Annotated in this window: 17 protein-coding genes, 2 pseudogenes and 1 riboswitch; of the genes and pseudogenes, 15 read left to right on the forward strand and 4 right to left on the reverse strand. The window is 44.6% G+C overall.

Annotated elements, in window-relative coordinates:
* Window positions 1–189 precede the first annotated feature (189 nt).
* Window positions 190–573 (forward strand): DUF302 domain-containing protein, encoded by a 384-nt coding sequence (locus O9H85_RS14865; RefSeq protein ID WP_269882215.1) that lies wholly within the window; start codon window positions 190–192, stop codon window positions 571–573.
* 20 nt (window positions 574–593) lie between these two features.
* Complete coding sequence (locus O9H85_RS14870; RefSeq protein WP_269882216.1) at window positions 594–746, forward strand: hypothetical protein; 153 nt, start codon at window positions 594–596, stop codon at window positions 744–746.
* A gap of 144 nt (window positions 747–890) precedes the next feature.
* Here the strand turns inward: O9H85_RS14870 and O9H85_RS14875 are convergent.
* Window positions 891–989, reverse strand: a pseudogene (locus O9H85_RS14875) (ArsR/SmtB family transcription factor); the annotation flags it as partial.
* Between the two features lie 105 nt (window positions 990–1,094).
* On the opposite strand from O9H85_RS14875, the gene O9H85_RS14880 reads away from it, so the two are divergent.
* The 10 genes from O9H85_RS14880 to O9H85_RS14925 all read left to right on the forward strand — a co-directional run bounded on the left by O9H85_RS14880 (window position 1,095) and on the right by O9H85_RS14925 (window position 8,077).
* Window positions 1,095–1,838: a response regulator transcription factor gene (locus O9H85_RS14880; protein WP_269882217.1), complete on the forward strand. Its 744-nt coding sequence runs from the start codon at window positions 1,095–1,097 to the stop codon at window positions 1,836–1,838.
* Window positions 1,795–2,913, forward strand: coding sequence for a sensor histidine kinase (locus O9H85_RS14885; protein WP_269882218.1), 1,119 nt, complete (start codon window positions 1,795–1,797; stop codon window positions 2,911–2,913). The genes O9H85_RS14880 and O9H85_RS14885 overlap by 44 nt, the downstream gene beginning before the upstream one ends.
* 124 nt (window positions 2,914–3,037) lie before the next feature.
* Complete coding sequence (locus O9H85_RS14890) at window positions 3,038–3,607, forward strand: class I SAM-dependent methyltransferase (RefSeq protein ID WP_269882219.1); 570 nt, start codon at window positions 3,038–3,040, stop codon at window positions 3,605–3,607.
* A 126-nt stretch (window positions 3,608–3,733) separates the two neighbouring features.
* Window positions 3,734–4,402 (forward strand): hypothetical protein, encoded by a 669-nt coding sequence (locus tag O9H85_RS14895; RefSeq protein ID WP_269882220.1) that lies wholly within the window; start codon window positions 3,734–3,736, stop codon window positions 4,400–4,402.
* Window positions 4,403–4,409: 7 nt separating this feature from the next.
* Entirely contained in the window at window positions 4,410–5,117 is a 708-nt protein-coding gene (locus O9H85_RS14900) for a cytochrome c biogenesis CcdA family protein (protein WP_269882221.1), read from the forward strand.
* Between the two features lie 11 nt (window positions 5,118–5,128).
* Window positions 5,129–5,686 (forward strand): peroxiredoxin family protein, encoded by a 558-nt coding sequence (locus tag O9H85_RS14905; protein WP_269882222.1) that lies wholly within the window; start codon window positions 5,129–5,131, stop codon window positions 5,684–5,686.
* Window positions 5,687–5,700: 14 nt separating this feature from the next.
* The gene (locus tag O9H85_RS14910; RefSeq protein ID WP_269882223.1) at window positions 5,701–6,351 is read left to right on the forward strand and encodes a thioredoxin family protein; all 651 of its coding nucleotides are present in this window, start codon (window positions 5,701–5,703) and stop codon (window positions 6,349–6,351) included.
* A gap of 611 nt (window positions 6,352–6,962) precedes the next feature.
* On the forward strand, window positions 6,963–7,211 hold the full coding sequence (locus tag O9H85_RS14915) for an RES family NAD+ phosphorylase (protein ID WP_269882224.1): 249 nt from the start codon (window positions 6,963–6,965) through the stop codon (window positions 7,209–7,211).
* Window positions 7,212–7,237: 26 nt separating this feature from the next.
* The gene (locus O9H85_RS14920) at window positions 7,238–7,837 is read left to right on the forward strand and encodes a class I SAM-dependent methyltransferase (protein WP_269882225.1); all 600 of its coding nucleotides are present in this window, start codon (window positions 7,238–7,240) and stop codon (window positions 7,835–7,837) included.
* A gap of 63 nt (window positions 7,838–7,900) precedes the next feature.
* Entirely contained in the window at window positions 7,901–8,077 is a 177-nt protein-coding gene (locus tag O9H85_RS14925) for a hypothetical protein (RefSeq protein ID WP_269882226.1), read from the forward strand.
* On the opposite strand, the gene O9H85_RS14930 is transcribed toward O9H85_RS14925, so the two are convergent.
* The 3 genes from O9H85_RS14930 to O9H85_RS14940 all read right to left on the reverse strand — a co-directional run bounded on the left by O9H85_RS14930 (window position 8,074) and on the right by O9H85_RS14940 (window position 11,457).
* Window positions 8,074–9,177, reverse strand: a complete 1,104-nt coding sequence (locus O9H85_RS14930; protein WP_269882227.1) for a sensor histidine kinase — start codon at window positions 9,175–9,177, stop codon at window positions 8,074–8,076. The genes O9H85_RS14925 and O9H85_RS14930 overlap by 4 nt on opposite strands.
* Window positions 9,167–9,910, reverse strand: coding sequence for a response regulator transcription factor (locus tag O9H85_RS14935; RefSeq protein WP_269882228.1), 744 nt, complete (start codon window positions 9,908–9,910; stop codon window positions 9,167–9,169). Before O9H85_RS14935 ends, O9H85_RS14930 begins: the two co-directional genes overlap by 11 nt.
* A gap of 65 nt (window positions 9,911–9,975) precedes the next feature.
* Window positions 9,976–11,457, reverse strand: coding sequence for a YVTN family beta-propeller repeat protein (locus O9H85_RS14940; RefSeq protein WP_269882229.1), 1,482 nt, complete (start codon window positions 11,455–11,457; stop codon window positions 9,976–9,978).
* Between the two features lie 114 nt (window positions 11,458–11,571).
* Between O9H85_RS14940 and O9H85_RS14945 the strand changes: the two are divergent.
* The 3 genes and pseudogenes from O9H85_RS14945 to O9H85_RS14955 form a co-directional block, all read left to right on the forward strand.
* A pseudogene (locus O9H85_RS14945) lies at window positions 11,572–11,735 on the forward strand (aldehyde dehydrogenase family protein); the annotation flags it as partial.
* A 536-nt stretch (window positions 11,736–12,271) separates the two neighbouring features.
* Window positions 12,272–12,405: riboswitch (cyclic di-AMP (ydaO/yuaA leader) on the forward strand.
* A 2-nt stretch (window positions 12,406–12,407) separates the two neighbouring features.
* Window positions 12,408–12,872 carry a C40 family peptidase gene (locus tag O9H85_RS14950; protein ID WP_269882230.1) on the forward strand — a complete coding sequence of 155 codons (465 nt, stop codon included), beginning with the start codon at window positions 12,408–12,410 and terminating at the stop codon, window positions 12,870–12,872.
* A gap of 284 nt (window positions 12,873–13,156) precedes the next feature.
* The gene (locus O9H85_RS14955; protein WP_269882231.1) at window positions 13,157–13,783 is read left to right on the forward strand and encodes a C40 family peptidase; all 627 of its coding nucleotides are present in this window, start codon (window positions 13,157–13,159) and stop codon (window positions 13,781–13,783) included.
* Window positions 13,784–13,829: the final 46 nt, after the last annotated feature.

Below are 13,829 nucleotides of genomic sequence, written 5' to 3' on the forward strand. Positions count from 1 at the left end.
ATATGCGAAAAAAGCATGTTTGATTTATGAGTGCTTAGTGTTTCATTACAAATAGGGCATTTCTCTTGAGTTATTTTATTTAAGAGTGCCATCATATTCAACCCCCCTAAATCCGATTATTATACTACGAATTATAGTGTAAGATCGGTTGAATTGAAAATAAAGAAATTTATGGAAGGGTGATTAAAAATGTTTCATTACACGGTTGAAACAAATAAAACTGTAGAAGAAGCCATAGCTTCTCTGGAAAATAATTTAAAAGCAGAAAAATTCGGTGTCTTATGGCACTTAGACATGCAGGAAAAACTGCAGCAAAAGGGAATTGATTTTGAACAAAAGTATCATATTCTAGAGGTCTGTAATCCCGTCGAAGCAAAGCGCGTGCTTAGTGAAAACTCCATTATCGGTTATTTCTTGCCATGTAAAATAACAATTTATGAAGACGAGGGGAAAACAAAAATAGGTCTACCTAAACCAACGGCTTTAATTGGAATGGTGGATAGCGGCTCCTTGCAAGGTATTGCTGCGGATGTTGAACAAAGATTAATCTCCTGTATTGATAAAAGTATATGAATGTAATGAGGTACGGGTGAATGCCAGACGACTATGAAGTAAAAGATCGCGTAGATGAATATCAATTTAGTTCTGAAAACAGAAATGAAACGGAACATATCGCGGATTTGAATCATGTAACTAACGATGTTTCAGAAATGGAGCAACTATCCGACTTCCTATTCCGTCTATAAAATAAACGTTAAAGAGACCGATAACTGAATCTTAATCGGTCTTTTTTGTATGACTAAATTAATTTCAAACGGATGACGGTGGAAATGACATCGATGCGCTTGTCTTCACCTTCTTTTCCGAAAGCTTGTGCGTCAACAGCTTTCTTTTTCAATAAGCGCTTTTACAATACATAATCGAACGGGATGGCTTAGCACTTTTAAAAGCTCAGCATTTTTTTCAAACTCCTTTATTGGTTTATCCATGGGAACAGCCTTCTTTCGTATCGTTATATCTAGATGTTACGATATATATAAAAGGGACGCTGTGCTAAATATCACACATTAGTGTGATTATCACGAATAGCTTTAATGAATCTTAACAATGGAGAATTAGATTTAGTTAAGGGAGCTGAAGATATGGTTGTTTTGAAAGGAAAATCGATATTGGTCGTTGAGGATGACCCGAAGATCAGAAATTTAGTGAAAATTTATTTAGAAAAAGCGGGATATGAAGTATGGGATGCTGAGGACGGCTTAGCAGCAAAAGAGGTTTTTGAAACCTATGATCCTTGTTTTGTTGTGATGGATCTGATGATGCCGAGGCTTTCCGGAGAAGAATTATGCTCATGGATTCGTGAAGAACTCAAAAGCGATATACCCATTATCATGCTCACTGCTAAGGTAACGGCGGAAGACCGAATCAAAGGTTTGAAGATGGGAGCTGACGATTATGTCACAAAGCCGTTTAGCCCGCAGGAACTAGTGGCAAGGGTCGAAACAGTGCTTAGGAGAACTGCGCAAAGATGCAGCAAGATCAGTTATAAAGGACTTACGATAAAACCATTAAAAGGGGAAGTGAAAGTTAACGGGCAGCCATTGCAGCTAACCCAACATGAATTTCGCTTGCTGTATTTTTTTATGAGACATCCCAATCAAATTTTAACGAGAGATCAGATTCTTCAGGAGCTCTACCCAAACGATGAAAAAATTGTAGTGGAAAGAACGATTGATGTACACGTAAGCAAGCTTCGGGAGAAGATTAAAGAGCTGAACGGAAAGCCCGATTTCATTGAAACCATTCGGGGAATGGGGTATCGATTTGTTGCGGTTTAATGGGGATTTTTCAGGCTTTTGGAGAAAAAGCATCATTTGGAAATTAGTCCTGATAAATGCGCTAGTCATGGGTGTGGTGATTTGGTTAACCGGTGTATCCGTGAAAGATTTCGCTTGTTTATTGGTAAGTCAAACTAGGTTGTCAAATGAAATTAATCCAGAGTTTTTTAAGAGCACGATGCAGGATTATTTAATTCGAGCCAGCATCCTAGCCGTTGCCGCTGCTGCCATTATCCATTATTTTTTTGCTCGTCGTATCGTGATTCGGATTCGGAAATTAGCAGCTTCAACCAGAGAGTTAGCAAAAGGCAAAAAGCCGGAGCCCATAAAAGTACAAACGTCAGATGAAATTGGACAGCTTACAAGAGATTTTAATCAAATGGTTCAAACCTTAAAGCAAATGGAGGAAAGCCGCAAGCAAATGATAAGCGATATCTCACATGATCTTCGCACGCCACTAAGCAACATCAACGGCTATCTTGAAGCGTTAAGCGAAGGGATCATCGAAGGGAACAAAGAAATTTACCGTTCGTTGCATGAGGAATCTGTACATCTTGTAAAGCTCGTTGATCAATTGCACCAACTTTCTGCCTGGGAAGCAAAGAAATTACACGAAGCTGAATTACGGCAAATAGAGGTTCCTTCTTTCATCAAAACAAGCATTCAGCAGTTTGAATTGGAGTTTAAAAAAAAGAAAATTCGTTATTCTTTAAACATGCCATTTGCAACGGTTTTAGTCGATCCGATCGGGTTCAAGCAAATCATAAATAACCTCATAAAAAATGCGATTCAATACAATACAGGGGAGGTGATCGAGATTCGTGGAGAGCTTACGGATACGGAATACAGGATCATGGTCAATAATACGGGACGAGCGATTCCTTTTGAAAAGGCTAATCGAGTCTTTGAACGGTTTTACCGATTAGAACCATCAAGAAATAGGGAAACCGGTGGTTCCGGACTAGGACTTGCGATTGTAAAAGAAATTGTGGAGCGCCATGGAGGGGAAGTAGGAGTAAATACCGATGGGAAGCATCATTCCTTTTGGTTTACACTTCCCGTAATCAATCTTTAATCACCCGTAACACGTTTTTTTAACCCCTACATCATTCATCCATACCTTGTTTCCTCAAGGATAAAAATGGATGAAATGAACACGATAGGGAATGATTATAAAATGTTAAAGGAGAGGGATCAGCATGTCTGAACGTCGCTTTGATCCGGTAAAGATGGCTAGATTGGATAGTCCGGAGCGCAGAAAAGCATTGCCTCCAGAAAAAATCTTAAGTTTGCTCGAAATTAAGGAGAATGACACTGTTTTGGATATGGGGGCTGGAACGGGATATTTTTCATTTCCAGCCGCAAAGCTTACATCTGGAACCGTTTATGCTTTGGACGTAGAACCGCAAATGCTTGAAGTCTTGAAGCAACGCATAGATGAGCAACATTTAAAAAATATTGATCTAATTGAAGGGGCTATTGAAAACATTCCGTTGGATAACGATCAAGTCAATCAAATTATTGCCTCTTTTGTATTACATGAAGTAGAACTGCTCTCAAAGGGACTGCAAGAAATCTGGCGTGTTTTAAAATCCGGCGGACGATGCCTATGCTTGGAATGGGAAAAGAAGCCGATGGAGCAGGGACCGCCGCTGGAACATCGTATTCATTCTGACGATATGAAAAAAGCTTTTGAGGACAGTGGATTTCAAATCGTTCATTTCACTTTCCCTACAGAGTCACATTACATCATCGTTGCACAAAAATAAAAACGAAGGCAGGTTGCTTGATGAAACCTGCCTTTTCTTATATGCAGATGATATGGGGGTTCTCGGCTTTACTTTAACGATTCTTAACATTCAGGAGATAGCATGGGTAAAAGGGAGGAGGTGTAGGTGAAAACCTTGCAGTTAGGTCCATTTTTATTAAATACCGATCTTATAATGCTCATCTTATCCGTTTTATTCGGATATATCGGGTTAAGCATTCGATTAAATGGATATCAAACCGTACAGACTTTTGTGAAAGATAAATTTTCTAACGCCCTTCTGCTCTGGCTCGTCATTTGGAAATTTAGCATCATTGTTTTTGACCCCATCCCAGTTATAAAAGCTCCGCTTTCTTTGATTTATTTCAATGGCGGTGAAGACGGGATGTGGCTTGCAGGAGCATTAAGCGGGATCTATTTATGGAGTAATTTGAGAAAAAATCTGCTTTCTGTCGCTGCAATGATAGAGTTTGCCGCTATTACTTTTTTTTGTGGGTTCAGCAGCTATCAGCTACTGATGTTGATTGGCGATATCCACGGGTGGCAGTTTCATGTGTCATCGGCTGTTATATCCATGATCTTGGCAGGGGCGATTTTCAAACAGAAAAAAAGAGACAACTTATCTTTTAATCTTCAGATCTTGCTTTGGTTTAGCTTAGCTCAAATATTCAGTTCCTTTCTCAATGAAAATCGAACAACTGTGGTTTCAGGATTTTCCGAAACCCAGCTGATATTTGCGATGTTATCATTGATTTTTCTGGGACTTATTAGTGTTGTGGACAAGCGAAGGAGGTGAAAGTGCATTGGAGAAAGTATCGCTGATGATAGCCATTACTGCCGGACTTCTGTCTTTTTTTTCCCCATGTGTATTTCCCTTGATACCGGCTTATGTTTCACATCTAACCGGTTCAACTGTACAACAGAATAAAATTCAAGCGGATAAAGGCTTATTGTTTTTACACTCGGTTTGGTTCGTTTTGGGTTTTAGTGCAGTATTTGTTGCCATGGGCGCATCGGCCAGCATGATCGGGCAGGCGCTAGCAGGTTACCGTGATCTTGTTGAAAAAATAAGCGGTCTTTTCATCGTTATATTTGGGTTTCAAATGGCGCGTGTATTGAATATTCGAGCGCTGATGTTTGAAAAAAGTTGGGACGGCGGGAAAATTTCAAAGAAGGGGTATATAGGCTCGTTTTTGTTAGGACTTGCCTTTGGGACGGGGTGGACGCCTTGTGTAGGGCTTGCTTTATCCTCCATTCTTCTATTAGCGGGATCTAGCGAGACACTATATCAAGGTATCTTTCTGCTTTCTGTATATTCGCTAGGACTCGGGGTGCCCTTTTTAATTATTTCTTTACTCTTAACGTACTCTTTGAACATTGTAAAAAAAATTAACAAAATACTGCCCTACCTTTCGGTCATTAACGGATGGATTATGGTGGTAATGGGATTGCTCTTGTTTACAGGTCAGTTTCAAAAAATCAGCGCATGGTTAGCTCAATTATCTTATTAGGTGGTGCAATAATGAAGAAAAATGCCATTGCTTTAATTGCATTGATCGCGCTCATCATCTGGGGGGTATATGATTATCAATCAAAAAAGGAACCTTCCGCTTATGGGAATCAGATTCAAGAAACAGCAAACCTTCAAGAGGGAATTAGCCTTGGGAACAAGGCTCCGGATTTTGAATTGCAGTCTTTGGAAGGAAAAAAGGTGAAGCTGAGTGATTATCGCGGCAAAAAAATATTGGTTAATTTTTGGGCCACTTGGTGTCCGCCGTGTCGTGTGGAAATGCCTGAGATAGAGAAGTTTTATGAAGAGTTCAAAAGCAAAGATGTCGTTGTTCTAGCCATAAATTTGACCCAAACGGAAAAATCGGCCGATGATGTGCCGAAATTTGTTCATGATTACGGATTAACATTTCCCGTCGCATTAGATGAGAAAGGAAACGTAATTGAGAATTATAAGGTCGTTGCCTATCCGACTTCCTATATTATCGATTCCCAAGGAATCATCCAGGATAAGTATCAAGGAGCGATTAATTACGACATCATGAAAAAATCTTTTTCAAAAATAAAATAAACGGGGAGAGGCAAATGGAACAACAAAAGGTATCTAAAATTATTCTTTTTACTTTAAGCGCATGTCCCACGGGAAGGTCGATGGGAACTGTTCTGAGTGAAGTGAAAAGGACTTTTGATGCAATTGAGTTCGAAACGGTTTATGTGGATGTTCAGACAGATATAACCAACCACTATCGTGTCAAGAAAAATCCAACAAGCTTGTTCCTGGATTATCAAGGCAATGAACTTTACAGGATTGAAGAATTTCAAGAAACAGAGTATATCATTGACCTAATCGAACGTTTAAATCAACAAACCGTTGCATTAAAACGGCCGAATGAAGATAACCAAGCAAGTGTGGAAGCCTATACGGTTTATTTATTTCAAAACGAATTGCTTGTGCCCCTTGAAGTAAAGTATCTAAATAAAACCTCCGTTCGTGCGCCGCGCATAACGGCAATTAACATGTTACTCAAAACCCGGAACGATGGATACGAAAACCCGTTTCCAGTTTCAGCGACACTCGAACTTGTTAACTTTAAAGGAAATTTTGGGGAAATCGTAATTAATATAGGTGAGGGAAAAGAACGAGCATGGAATAAGGAAAAGATGAAGCTGGCATTGGTAAAATCCCTGTCTCATTTTGGAATTGATGATCTTGAGCTGACCATAACTGCTATTTGATACCGAATTTTTTTCATGAAAGCTCCCCTATTCGATGCTAATTGTAAAGAGATTTTCGATATGTGGTTTTGACTAAAGTCAGTCATCGCACTTTGCTTTGCTTGTCGCGATTCGCGGATTATTATGGAAAAAAAGGGATACATTATTTTTGTCATTGTAAACAGGATCGCGGAGGCAAAGATGGAAAAGAGCAGAGGACTTTTTATGAGGGTTGATAACCATCGTGATTATTCTTGTTCTTTTGAAAAGCTAGTTTTATCAGATATTTCATTCTTCAAAGAATGAAACAGCATTACCGATTCCACCGTTGCTTGAACATCTGAATCCATCTCCAGAAGTAGGTGAAGTCTTTGCCCATGCTCGATTTTATTCGGAACAAACTATTGTATCTTGGGAAAAAAATCACTTCGATTCTTTCGATATGGTTTATATATAACCCCGGGAAATTTCGAAAGTGAAATCCAAGCACTTGAATTGGAGAAGAGACTTTCCCAATCATCCTTAAAAAATAAAGCAGGCTTTATCGTCGCCAGATGGAATAAATAAATATAAGTGGTGAGAAATGGTTTCGGATTGCTGAAGAAGAGCCCTATAATAGGGATTGAAGCAGTATGCAAAAAAAATTGAGGATGCACGCCCCCGAGGTTGGGTTGTCATCTGGTGGGAGATTTCATCATCCGGGTCAAAGCGTTCTCTACATAGCTGTTGAGCAGTTGGCTATGGTGGAGACCTTAAATAACCCTGATAAATCTACTTTGATTTGGGTTCAAACGTATAACCAAGCAACCGGGATCCCTAATGTTTTGGATTTACGGCACGATTGGGATAACATTGGTCAGACCAATAGCGAAGTAATGTAAAGTTAAAAAAGTTAGGAGCTGTTAAGATGAAGGATCAGTGGAATAAACGATTCGAAGCGGACGAGTACGCGTATGGCGAGCAACCCAACGCTTTTATTGAAGCCCAAGCACACCGGTTCAATGGGAAGCGGATCGTGGCGTTTGCGGAAGGAGAAGGCAGAAACGCCGTATTTCTGGCAAGGCAAGGATATCAGGTGACGGCATGGGATTATGCTGAGAATGGATTGAAGAAAACAGAAAAGCTGGCGGAACGATTCCAAGTAAAGGTGGTAACCGAGAAAAAGGACTTGCTGTATGATCCAGTGCCTTCAGAAGTTTATGACGGCGCCATTATGGTGTTTGGTCACTTCCCAAAAGCGGAACAAAGAAAGGTGTTTGACAAATTGCTCTCCGTCGTGAAACTAGGCGGTATTGTCATGATGGAGGTTTACTCGGAAGAGCAGATTCGGTATCAAACAGGCGGCCCTAAAGCAGTTGATTTGCTTTATTGTCCTGAAGATGTACTGGCGTGGGCAAGCGGGTACGAGGTTCTGCATTTCTTCTACGGAGAACAAAGGAGAGACGAAGGCCTATTTCATACCGGAATGGGGCATGTAATTCAAGTCATTCTGGCGAAAATTCGCTAAAAGCCTCAGATAATAACGGCATTCGGACCTAAGGCTGAATGCCGTTATTATCGAGTGCAATTAATGGAATTTCGCCTTAAGAGCGATATGCTGAACCGTACCAAAGATGAAAGTTCATATCATCAGCCCGTGCATGGCAAAAGCCCCCGTTGTCTGGCAAACTGGGGGCTTTGCATCGTCCAAGGCATCGCGTCGGCAGGCGCCGCCGACCGGTCGTACTGCGATGTGCCCGGTTATTAAAGTTCGGGAGACGCTGAAGGCGATTGCGCCCCATCCGGCGGCGGAACAAGCGGCAGCTCCACATGGAAAGCCGTCTGCTGCCGCCCGCTGACCGCCCAAACCTTGCCGCCGGATCCGGTCACGATATCGCGCACGATCGCAAGACCAATTCCGGTGCCTCCGCTCGCTAGCGAGCGCGAGGCGTCCACGCGGTAGAACCGCTCGAAAAGATAAGGCATGCTGTCGCCGGGAATCTCGACGCCGGTATTCGTAACCGATATCCGCAGCGTATTTTTATCTACGGTCGCGGTCAATGTTACGTTTTCGCCCGCCGGTGTATACCGGACCGCATTGTCGAACAGGTTCCGGAACACCTGGCCGGCCCGGATTTTCCCCAGCGTCGTCCAGCAGGGTGAGTCCGGCAGGTCCAAACGGAAGCGAATGGATTTCCCGCGCAGACCGTGCAGAAACAAATCCGCCAGCTCCCGTACAATTCCGGTCAGCTCGGCCGGCTCTTCCGCCGTGCGGCGGCACAGGTCGCCTTCGATCATCGAAAGCAGGTGCAGGCCCTCGACGAGCCGGACCAGCCGTTCCACCTCCAGGTAGGCCTTCTCGAGAAGTTCGGGGCTGGCGGGGAGAACGCCGTCCTTCATCGCTTCGGTGTATCCGCGAACCGTTGACAGGGGGGTGCGCAGCTCGTGGGCGACGTCGGCGACCAGATTGCGGCGAAGCATCTCGATCCGCGCCAGCTCGGCGCTCATGTCATTGAACGACCGGGCCAACTCGCCGATCTCGTCCCGGGTCGTCACGTCAAGCCGCACCTGGTAGTCGCCTCTGGCGATCTGTTCGGATAGCTTGCGCATCTGGATCAGCGGCCTGACGATCGCGCGGGTGACCGCCCAGCAGAACAGCAGCGCCAGCGGCACGACGATCAGGCTGGTGAAGAGCAGGTATTGGCCTGCCGCCTGACGAAACATAAGAAAGTCCTGATAGACCATCATCCGGTTTTGTTCGATCAGCGTCAGCACGTACTGCCGGAAGCCGATCGTGATGCCGGCGGCAAGCGCGATCACGACAATCGCGTTGATGGCGAGCAATTTGTACAGCAGTTTAATTTTCATACGGCTCCTCTTTCATGCTGTAGCCGATTCCTCGGCACGTTATGATCAAGTCGAAAGCGGAGTCGATCGCCCGAAATTTGTGCCGGATATTGCCGATGTGAACGTCGATGATCCGGTCCGTTACCTCGCTGTCGCCAGCCGGATACAGCACCTCGAGCAGCTGCTCGCGCGTCAGAATGCGAGTTTTGTTTTCCGCCAAATGGATCAAAATCTTCGCTTCCTGAAACGTAAAATAAAGCGGCGTTCCCTTCCATGAGAAATGGTGCCTCTCCTCGTCATACTCGAAATCCGCCACCCGGATGCGGCGGAAGTGCTCCCGGCTTCCGGAAATCCTCCTTAAAATCGCCTGCATGCGGGCAGCCAGTTCCCGGGGGCTGAACGGCTTCGTCAAATAATCGTCCGCGCCGGCAAGCAGCCCCCGGACTTTATCATCCTCGTCCATTTTGGCCGTCAGCATCAGGATGGGGGCCCCGCTCAATTTGCGGATTTCCTCGCAGGCGGCATAGCCGTCCATGAACGGCATCATCAGATCGAGAATAATGAACGCAGGACTTATCTTATTTACGGCGTCCAGCGCTTCCCGGCCGTTCGACGCCGTCACGATTCTGCAGCCGAGCGCTTCCAGATACGCCTTCAAGAACGATACGATTGCCTCGTCGTCGTCCACAAGCAAGACGGGCCCATTCAGTACAAGCGTTTCCAGATGATCTTCCTCCACGAGCCTTATTTTCAACCGGTAAACTTATTCAACGGAAGGCGGCAGAAATCCTTTCCGCCACCTATATTGCGGCTTCCGGACTATTTCTTCTGAATGTCAACGTTATGCGCGTCGGAATCGTCGTTTTTAAACGTAATCTTCGTACCGGCAATAACAGTCAGCGCGTTCGGCTGGAACGATTCGTTTTTCAGCTCGACCGTCTTTGCGCCGCCCGGCGCTCCTTTCTCCACCTTGACCGACATGACCATATCAGGGTGAATGTCGCAGACGACCGCATAGTCTCCCGCTTCCCGGAAATCGTAGTCCCATGTATCGTCCTTGGACAGCAGGGGAGAAGTAGAGGCGGAGGCGGAAGCGGAACCCGCGTCCGTACCGCTGTCGTTCATACCAGCCATTGCATTGTGATCCATGCCATCGGGAGACTTCATCATATCGGCGTCCTGCCGGTTCACGCTGCCATGGCTTCCCCAGACGGCGACGAAGAACGGCACCTTGTCCGTCGGGATCGTGGCGGTCACCTGATTGGTGGCCGTATCGATGACGGCCAGCTTGTTTTCACCGCTTACGCCGACGTACACCGTCTTGCCATCCGGCGAAACGGCCGTGCCGTGTGGCGCTTTGCCGACCTGCACCTTGCCGGTCATCTTGCGGCTTGCCACGTCGATGACGGCAGTATAGTCGACGCCGACTCCGGATACATAGGCGCGCTTCCCGTCCGGCGTAAGGTCGATGACGTGGTGGCCCTTGCCGACTGGAATCGTTCCGATCATTTTGCCTTCAGCCAAATCGATCACGCCGATTGCGTCCGATTGCGTCAGCGTGACGAAGAGCGTTTTACCGTCCTGGGTAATGGTCAGGTTGTGCGGCAGGGAATCGACGCCTTCGATGGTGCGCACGACCTTCTTCGTCATGGCGTCGATAACGGTTACGGCGTTCGATCCCGTATCGGTTACGTAGACGTAACGGCTGTCCGGGCTGGATACGCTGTTATGCGGGGTATTGCCCGTCTTGACGGTTGCAACCGCCTGCATCGATGCCATATCAATGATCGTGACGGTGCTCGCGCCTTCGTTGACGATGTATGCCCATTTTCCGTCCGGCGTAAAATTGACGCCCTTCGGGGTTTTGCCGACCGGCACGGTTTTGACCACCTTGTTCGATGCCGTATCGATAATCGACACATCGTTTGATTGGCTGTTTGCGACGTACAAATATTTCCCGTCCGGCGTCACCTGATCGTATGTCGGGTCCTGGCCGACCGGAATTGTGGCCGTAACCGTTTTTTTCTCCGGATCGATTACCTGTACGTCGTTGGAGCCCCGGTTGACCACATATACAAAATTGCCTGACGGACCGCCCGGGGATATGGTTTCAGACGCCGTACTCCCGGGGCTGGCCGCCGCTTCCGAAGCGCTGCTTGCCGGCGCGCCGGCGTTTGCGGCGGGAGCGCCTCCGTTGTTACTGCTGCCGCCGCTGCCGCATCCTGCCAGCAGAATCGTCCCCCAAACCGCCGTCAGACCGAGAGCCGATATGCGTTTAATACCTATTTTGTCCCATCTCATTACATTTCCTCCTTGTTTTGATTTATTGCTGACACACGGTTTAAGATAAAGTATTTTTATAAAGATTGTATAAAGATTCGTCCGTCTTCCGTCCGTTCTATGGCGTTCTTCCAAGGGCACATGCTTTCCTTTATTAATGAAATGGATGCCGGACTGGTCCGGATCAACGCCGAAAGCGCCGGTGTGGAGCTGCAAGCTCCGTCGGAGGCATGAAGTAATCCAGCTCTCACTCCCGTGAGCAAGGACAAGCGGTGATCGAGTATTACACTTCGATTTAAACGGTTTTTGTAAAGTCATAAAACCGAAAATCAGTTTCGAAATAAAAACACACCTTGGTGGAGTAATTTATTTAAATATCATTTTGAAACTTGGATGGAAGCGTTCATACCGGCTTCTTTATGTCCTGGCAACGTACAAATCGAAGTGTCCTAAGGGAAATTGAAGAAGTAGGGGCAGGGCTTGCTTCGCAAAAAATTATTGAAGCGCTAGCGGTTGCTCCTGTGTTGACTGTGATTCCCATGTGAGTATGGATTTAGCCATCAGACCTATCGTTGTTAGTAGTTTCCCGTTCTGGTTGATCCCAAACAGGAGCATGTCTTGGATAAGCTTATAAGATTACTTGAGTCCTCTTTCTCTCTAAAGTAGTTTTAGGCAAAAAATGAGGCCTCGTTCTTCATTAGTCCATTTGTTTGTTCACTATTTAGAAGATTTTGTGATTATTACGTGATCTCAAAAAGTGAACACTTTGTGACACGGAAGGATTAATAGAGTTAATGTCGAAATTTGGAATATAGAAAAATAATTTGTATTAATAAATACATATTTGCCGAATTTCCGTATGGAAAACGGGGGAACCATTCCGGGTGAAATGATCTCGCAATAAAGTGATCATAGGGAACCTTCAACCTAACCCTCCAGCTAACCTCGTAGGCAGTGGAAGGAGTAAAGTTTTGAAAAAGGCATCTTTGTTTTTATTTGCATTATTCATGTTTTTTAGTTTTCAAGTCGGCAGTGTCTTTGCAGAAACCCCTTTAAGTCAAACGATAAATGGTCTTGTAGGTACACCTTATAAATGGGGCGGTACTACACCAACAGGGTTTGATTGCTCCGGATTTCTTAGATATGTTTTTAACAGCTTCGGCGTTGAACTTTCTAGGTCATCTAAAGAACAAGCACAAGAAGGAACTTGGGTTTCTCAGAACGATTTAAGGCCTGGCGACTTAGTATTCTACCATACTTTCGGGAAAGGAATTTCCCATTCAGGGATTTACGTGGGAAATGGTTTCTTTGCTCATGCAGCCGATGATGGTGTAAGAATTGACAAGATGAGTCAATCTTATTATGCGAATCGTTATGTTACTGCTCGTCGAATTTTGAGTGATGATTTGTATTCACAAATTATGAAGGATAATTGAACACACGCCATTTATTGAGTAATATTAGCATTTTTTTTTCTTCACGAGCTATTACAAAGGCGTAAATTTATTGATATTTATGGAAATATTAAGATTGCAACATTTAAAGAAGCTGCCACGGCAGCTTTTTTTTTACAAAAAATAGAATTTCTGGGGTCACAGGAGTGACTCCTTCATTGTTTTTACGTCCCGATTCTATTTCCATACTTTACATGTTTTCTGTATTTATTCATCTTTGGTAGAATTATAATGTACCATCACTAACACATTCTAGGAGGAATGGAATGAAGAAGGTTATAATTTCTACCGTACTCGCAACGACTCTCTTAGTAGGAGGAACCGCTTCCGCAGCGCCTTCCAATCAATACGTAGCCACAGATTCCGACACATTTTGGACTATTTCACAAAAGCTCAATGTTAATCTTGCGGATCTTATGTCAGCAAATCCACAAGTAAATCCGCAAAACATCTATGCCGGTTTAGTTATCCAATTACCTGGCTCCGCTTCTCAAAAACAAAGCTGGGAAGCCAAAGCGGATGCCATTATTGCTACGGGGATGAAGCAGCTTGGGACGCCATATGTCTTTGGTGGTGATACCCCTTATGTTGCTTTTGACTGCTCCGGATTTGTACAATATGCTTTTAACCAAAATGGATTTAACCTTCCACATTCGTCATCCATGTTGAGCCAATTGGGGACACCTGTTGCTAAAAGTGATCTTCGTAAAGGAGACCTTGTATTTTTACAAGATACTTATACAAGCGGCATTTCCCATGTAGCAATCTACCTTGGGAATAATAAGGTTCTTCAGGCGGGTACCATGGGAACCAGAGAAGTAAAAATCAGCACCTACTTTGGCACACCCTACTATGATGTACATTATGCGGGAGCAAGACGAATAATTAACTAAACATGTCCAAAGCCGCTTTACGCGGCTTTTTTTCATTTTTCGATTA

The sequence above is a fragment of the Paenibacillus gyeongsangnamensis genome (genome assembly GCF_027533625.1).
Lineage (GTDB): Bacteria > Bacillota > Bacilli > Paenibacillales > NBRC-103111 > Paenibacillus_G > Paenibacillus_G gyeongsangnamensis.

What these genes read in the sequence shown, in the direction of transcription:
- O9H85_RS14865 (WP_269882215.1), top strand. Translation starts at nt 190, where the DNA reads ATGTTTCATTACACGGTTGAAACAAATAAAACTGTAGAAGAAGCCATA.
- O9H85_RS14910 (WP_269882223.1), top strand. Translation starts at nt 5,701, where the DNA reads ATGGAACAACAAAAGGTATCTAAAATTATTCTTTTTACTTTAAGCGCA.
- O9H85_RS14905 (WP_269882222.1), top strand. Translation starts at nt 5,129, where the DNA reads ATGAAGAAAAATGCCATTGCTTTAATTGCATTGATCGCGCTCATCATC.
- O9H85_RS14940 (WP_269882229.1), bottom strand. Translation starts at nt 11,457, where the DNA reads ATGAGATGGGACAAAATAGGTATTAAACGCATATCGGCTCTCGGTCTG.
- O9H85_RS14925 (WP_269882226.1), top strand. Translation starts at nt 7,901, where the DNA reads ATGGAATTTCGCCTTAAGAGCGATATGCTGAACCGTACCAAAGATGAA.
- O9H85_RS14930 (WP_269882227.1), bottom strand. Translation starts at nt 9,177, where the DNA reads ATGAAAATTAAACTGCTGTACAAATTGCTCGCCATCAACGCGATTGTC.
- O9H85_RS14920 (WP_269882225.1), top strand. Translation starts at nt 7,238, where the DNA reads ATGAAGGATCAGTGGAATAAACGATTCGAAGCGGACGAGTACGCGTAT.
- O9H85_RS14915 (WP_269882224.1), top strand. Translation starts at nt 6,963, where the DNA reads ATGCAAAAAAAATTGAGGATGCACGCCCCCGAGGTTGGGTTGTCATCT.
- O9H85_RS14890 (WP_269882219.1), top strand. Translation starts at nt 3,038, where the DNA reads ATGTCTGAACGTCGCTTTGATCCGGTAAAGATGGCTAGATTGGATAGT.
- O9H85_RS14870 (WP_269882216.1), top strand. Translation starts at nt 594, where the DNA reads ATGCCAGACGACTATGAAGTAAAAGATCGCGTAGATGAATATCAATTT.
- O9H85_RS14880 (WP_269882217.1), top strand. Translation starts at nt 1,095, where the DNA reads ATGAATCTTAACAATGGAGAATTAGATTTAGTTAAGGGAGCTGAAGAT.
- O9H85_RS14955 (WP_269882231.1), top strand. Translation starts at nt 13,157, where the DNA reads ATGAAGAAGGTTATAATTTCTACCGTACTCGCAACGACTCTCTTAGTA.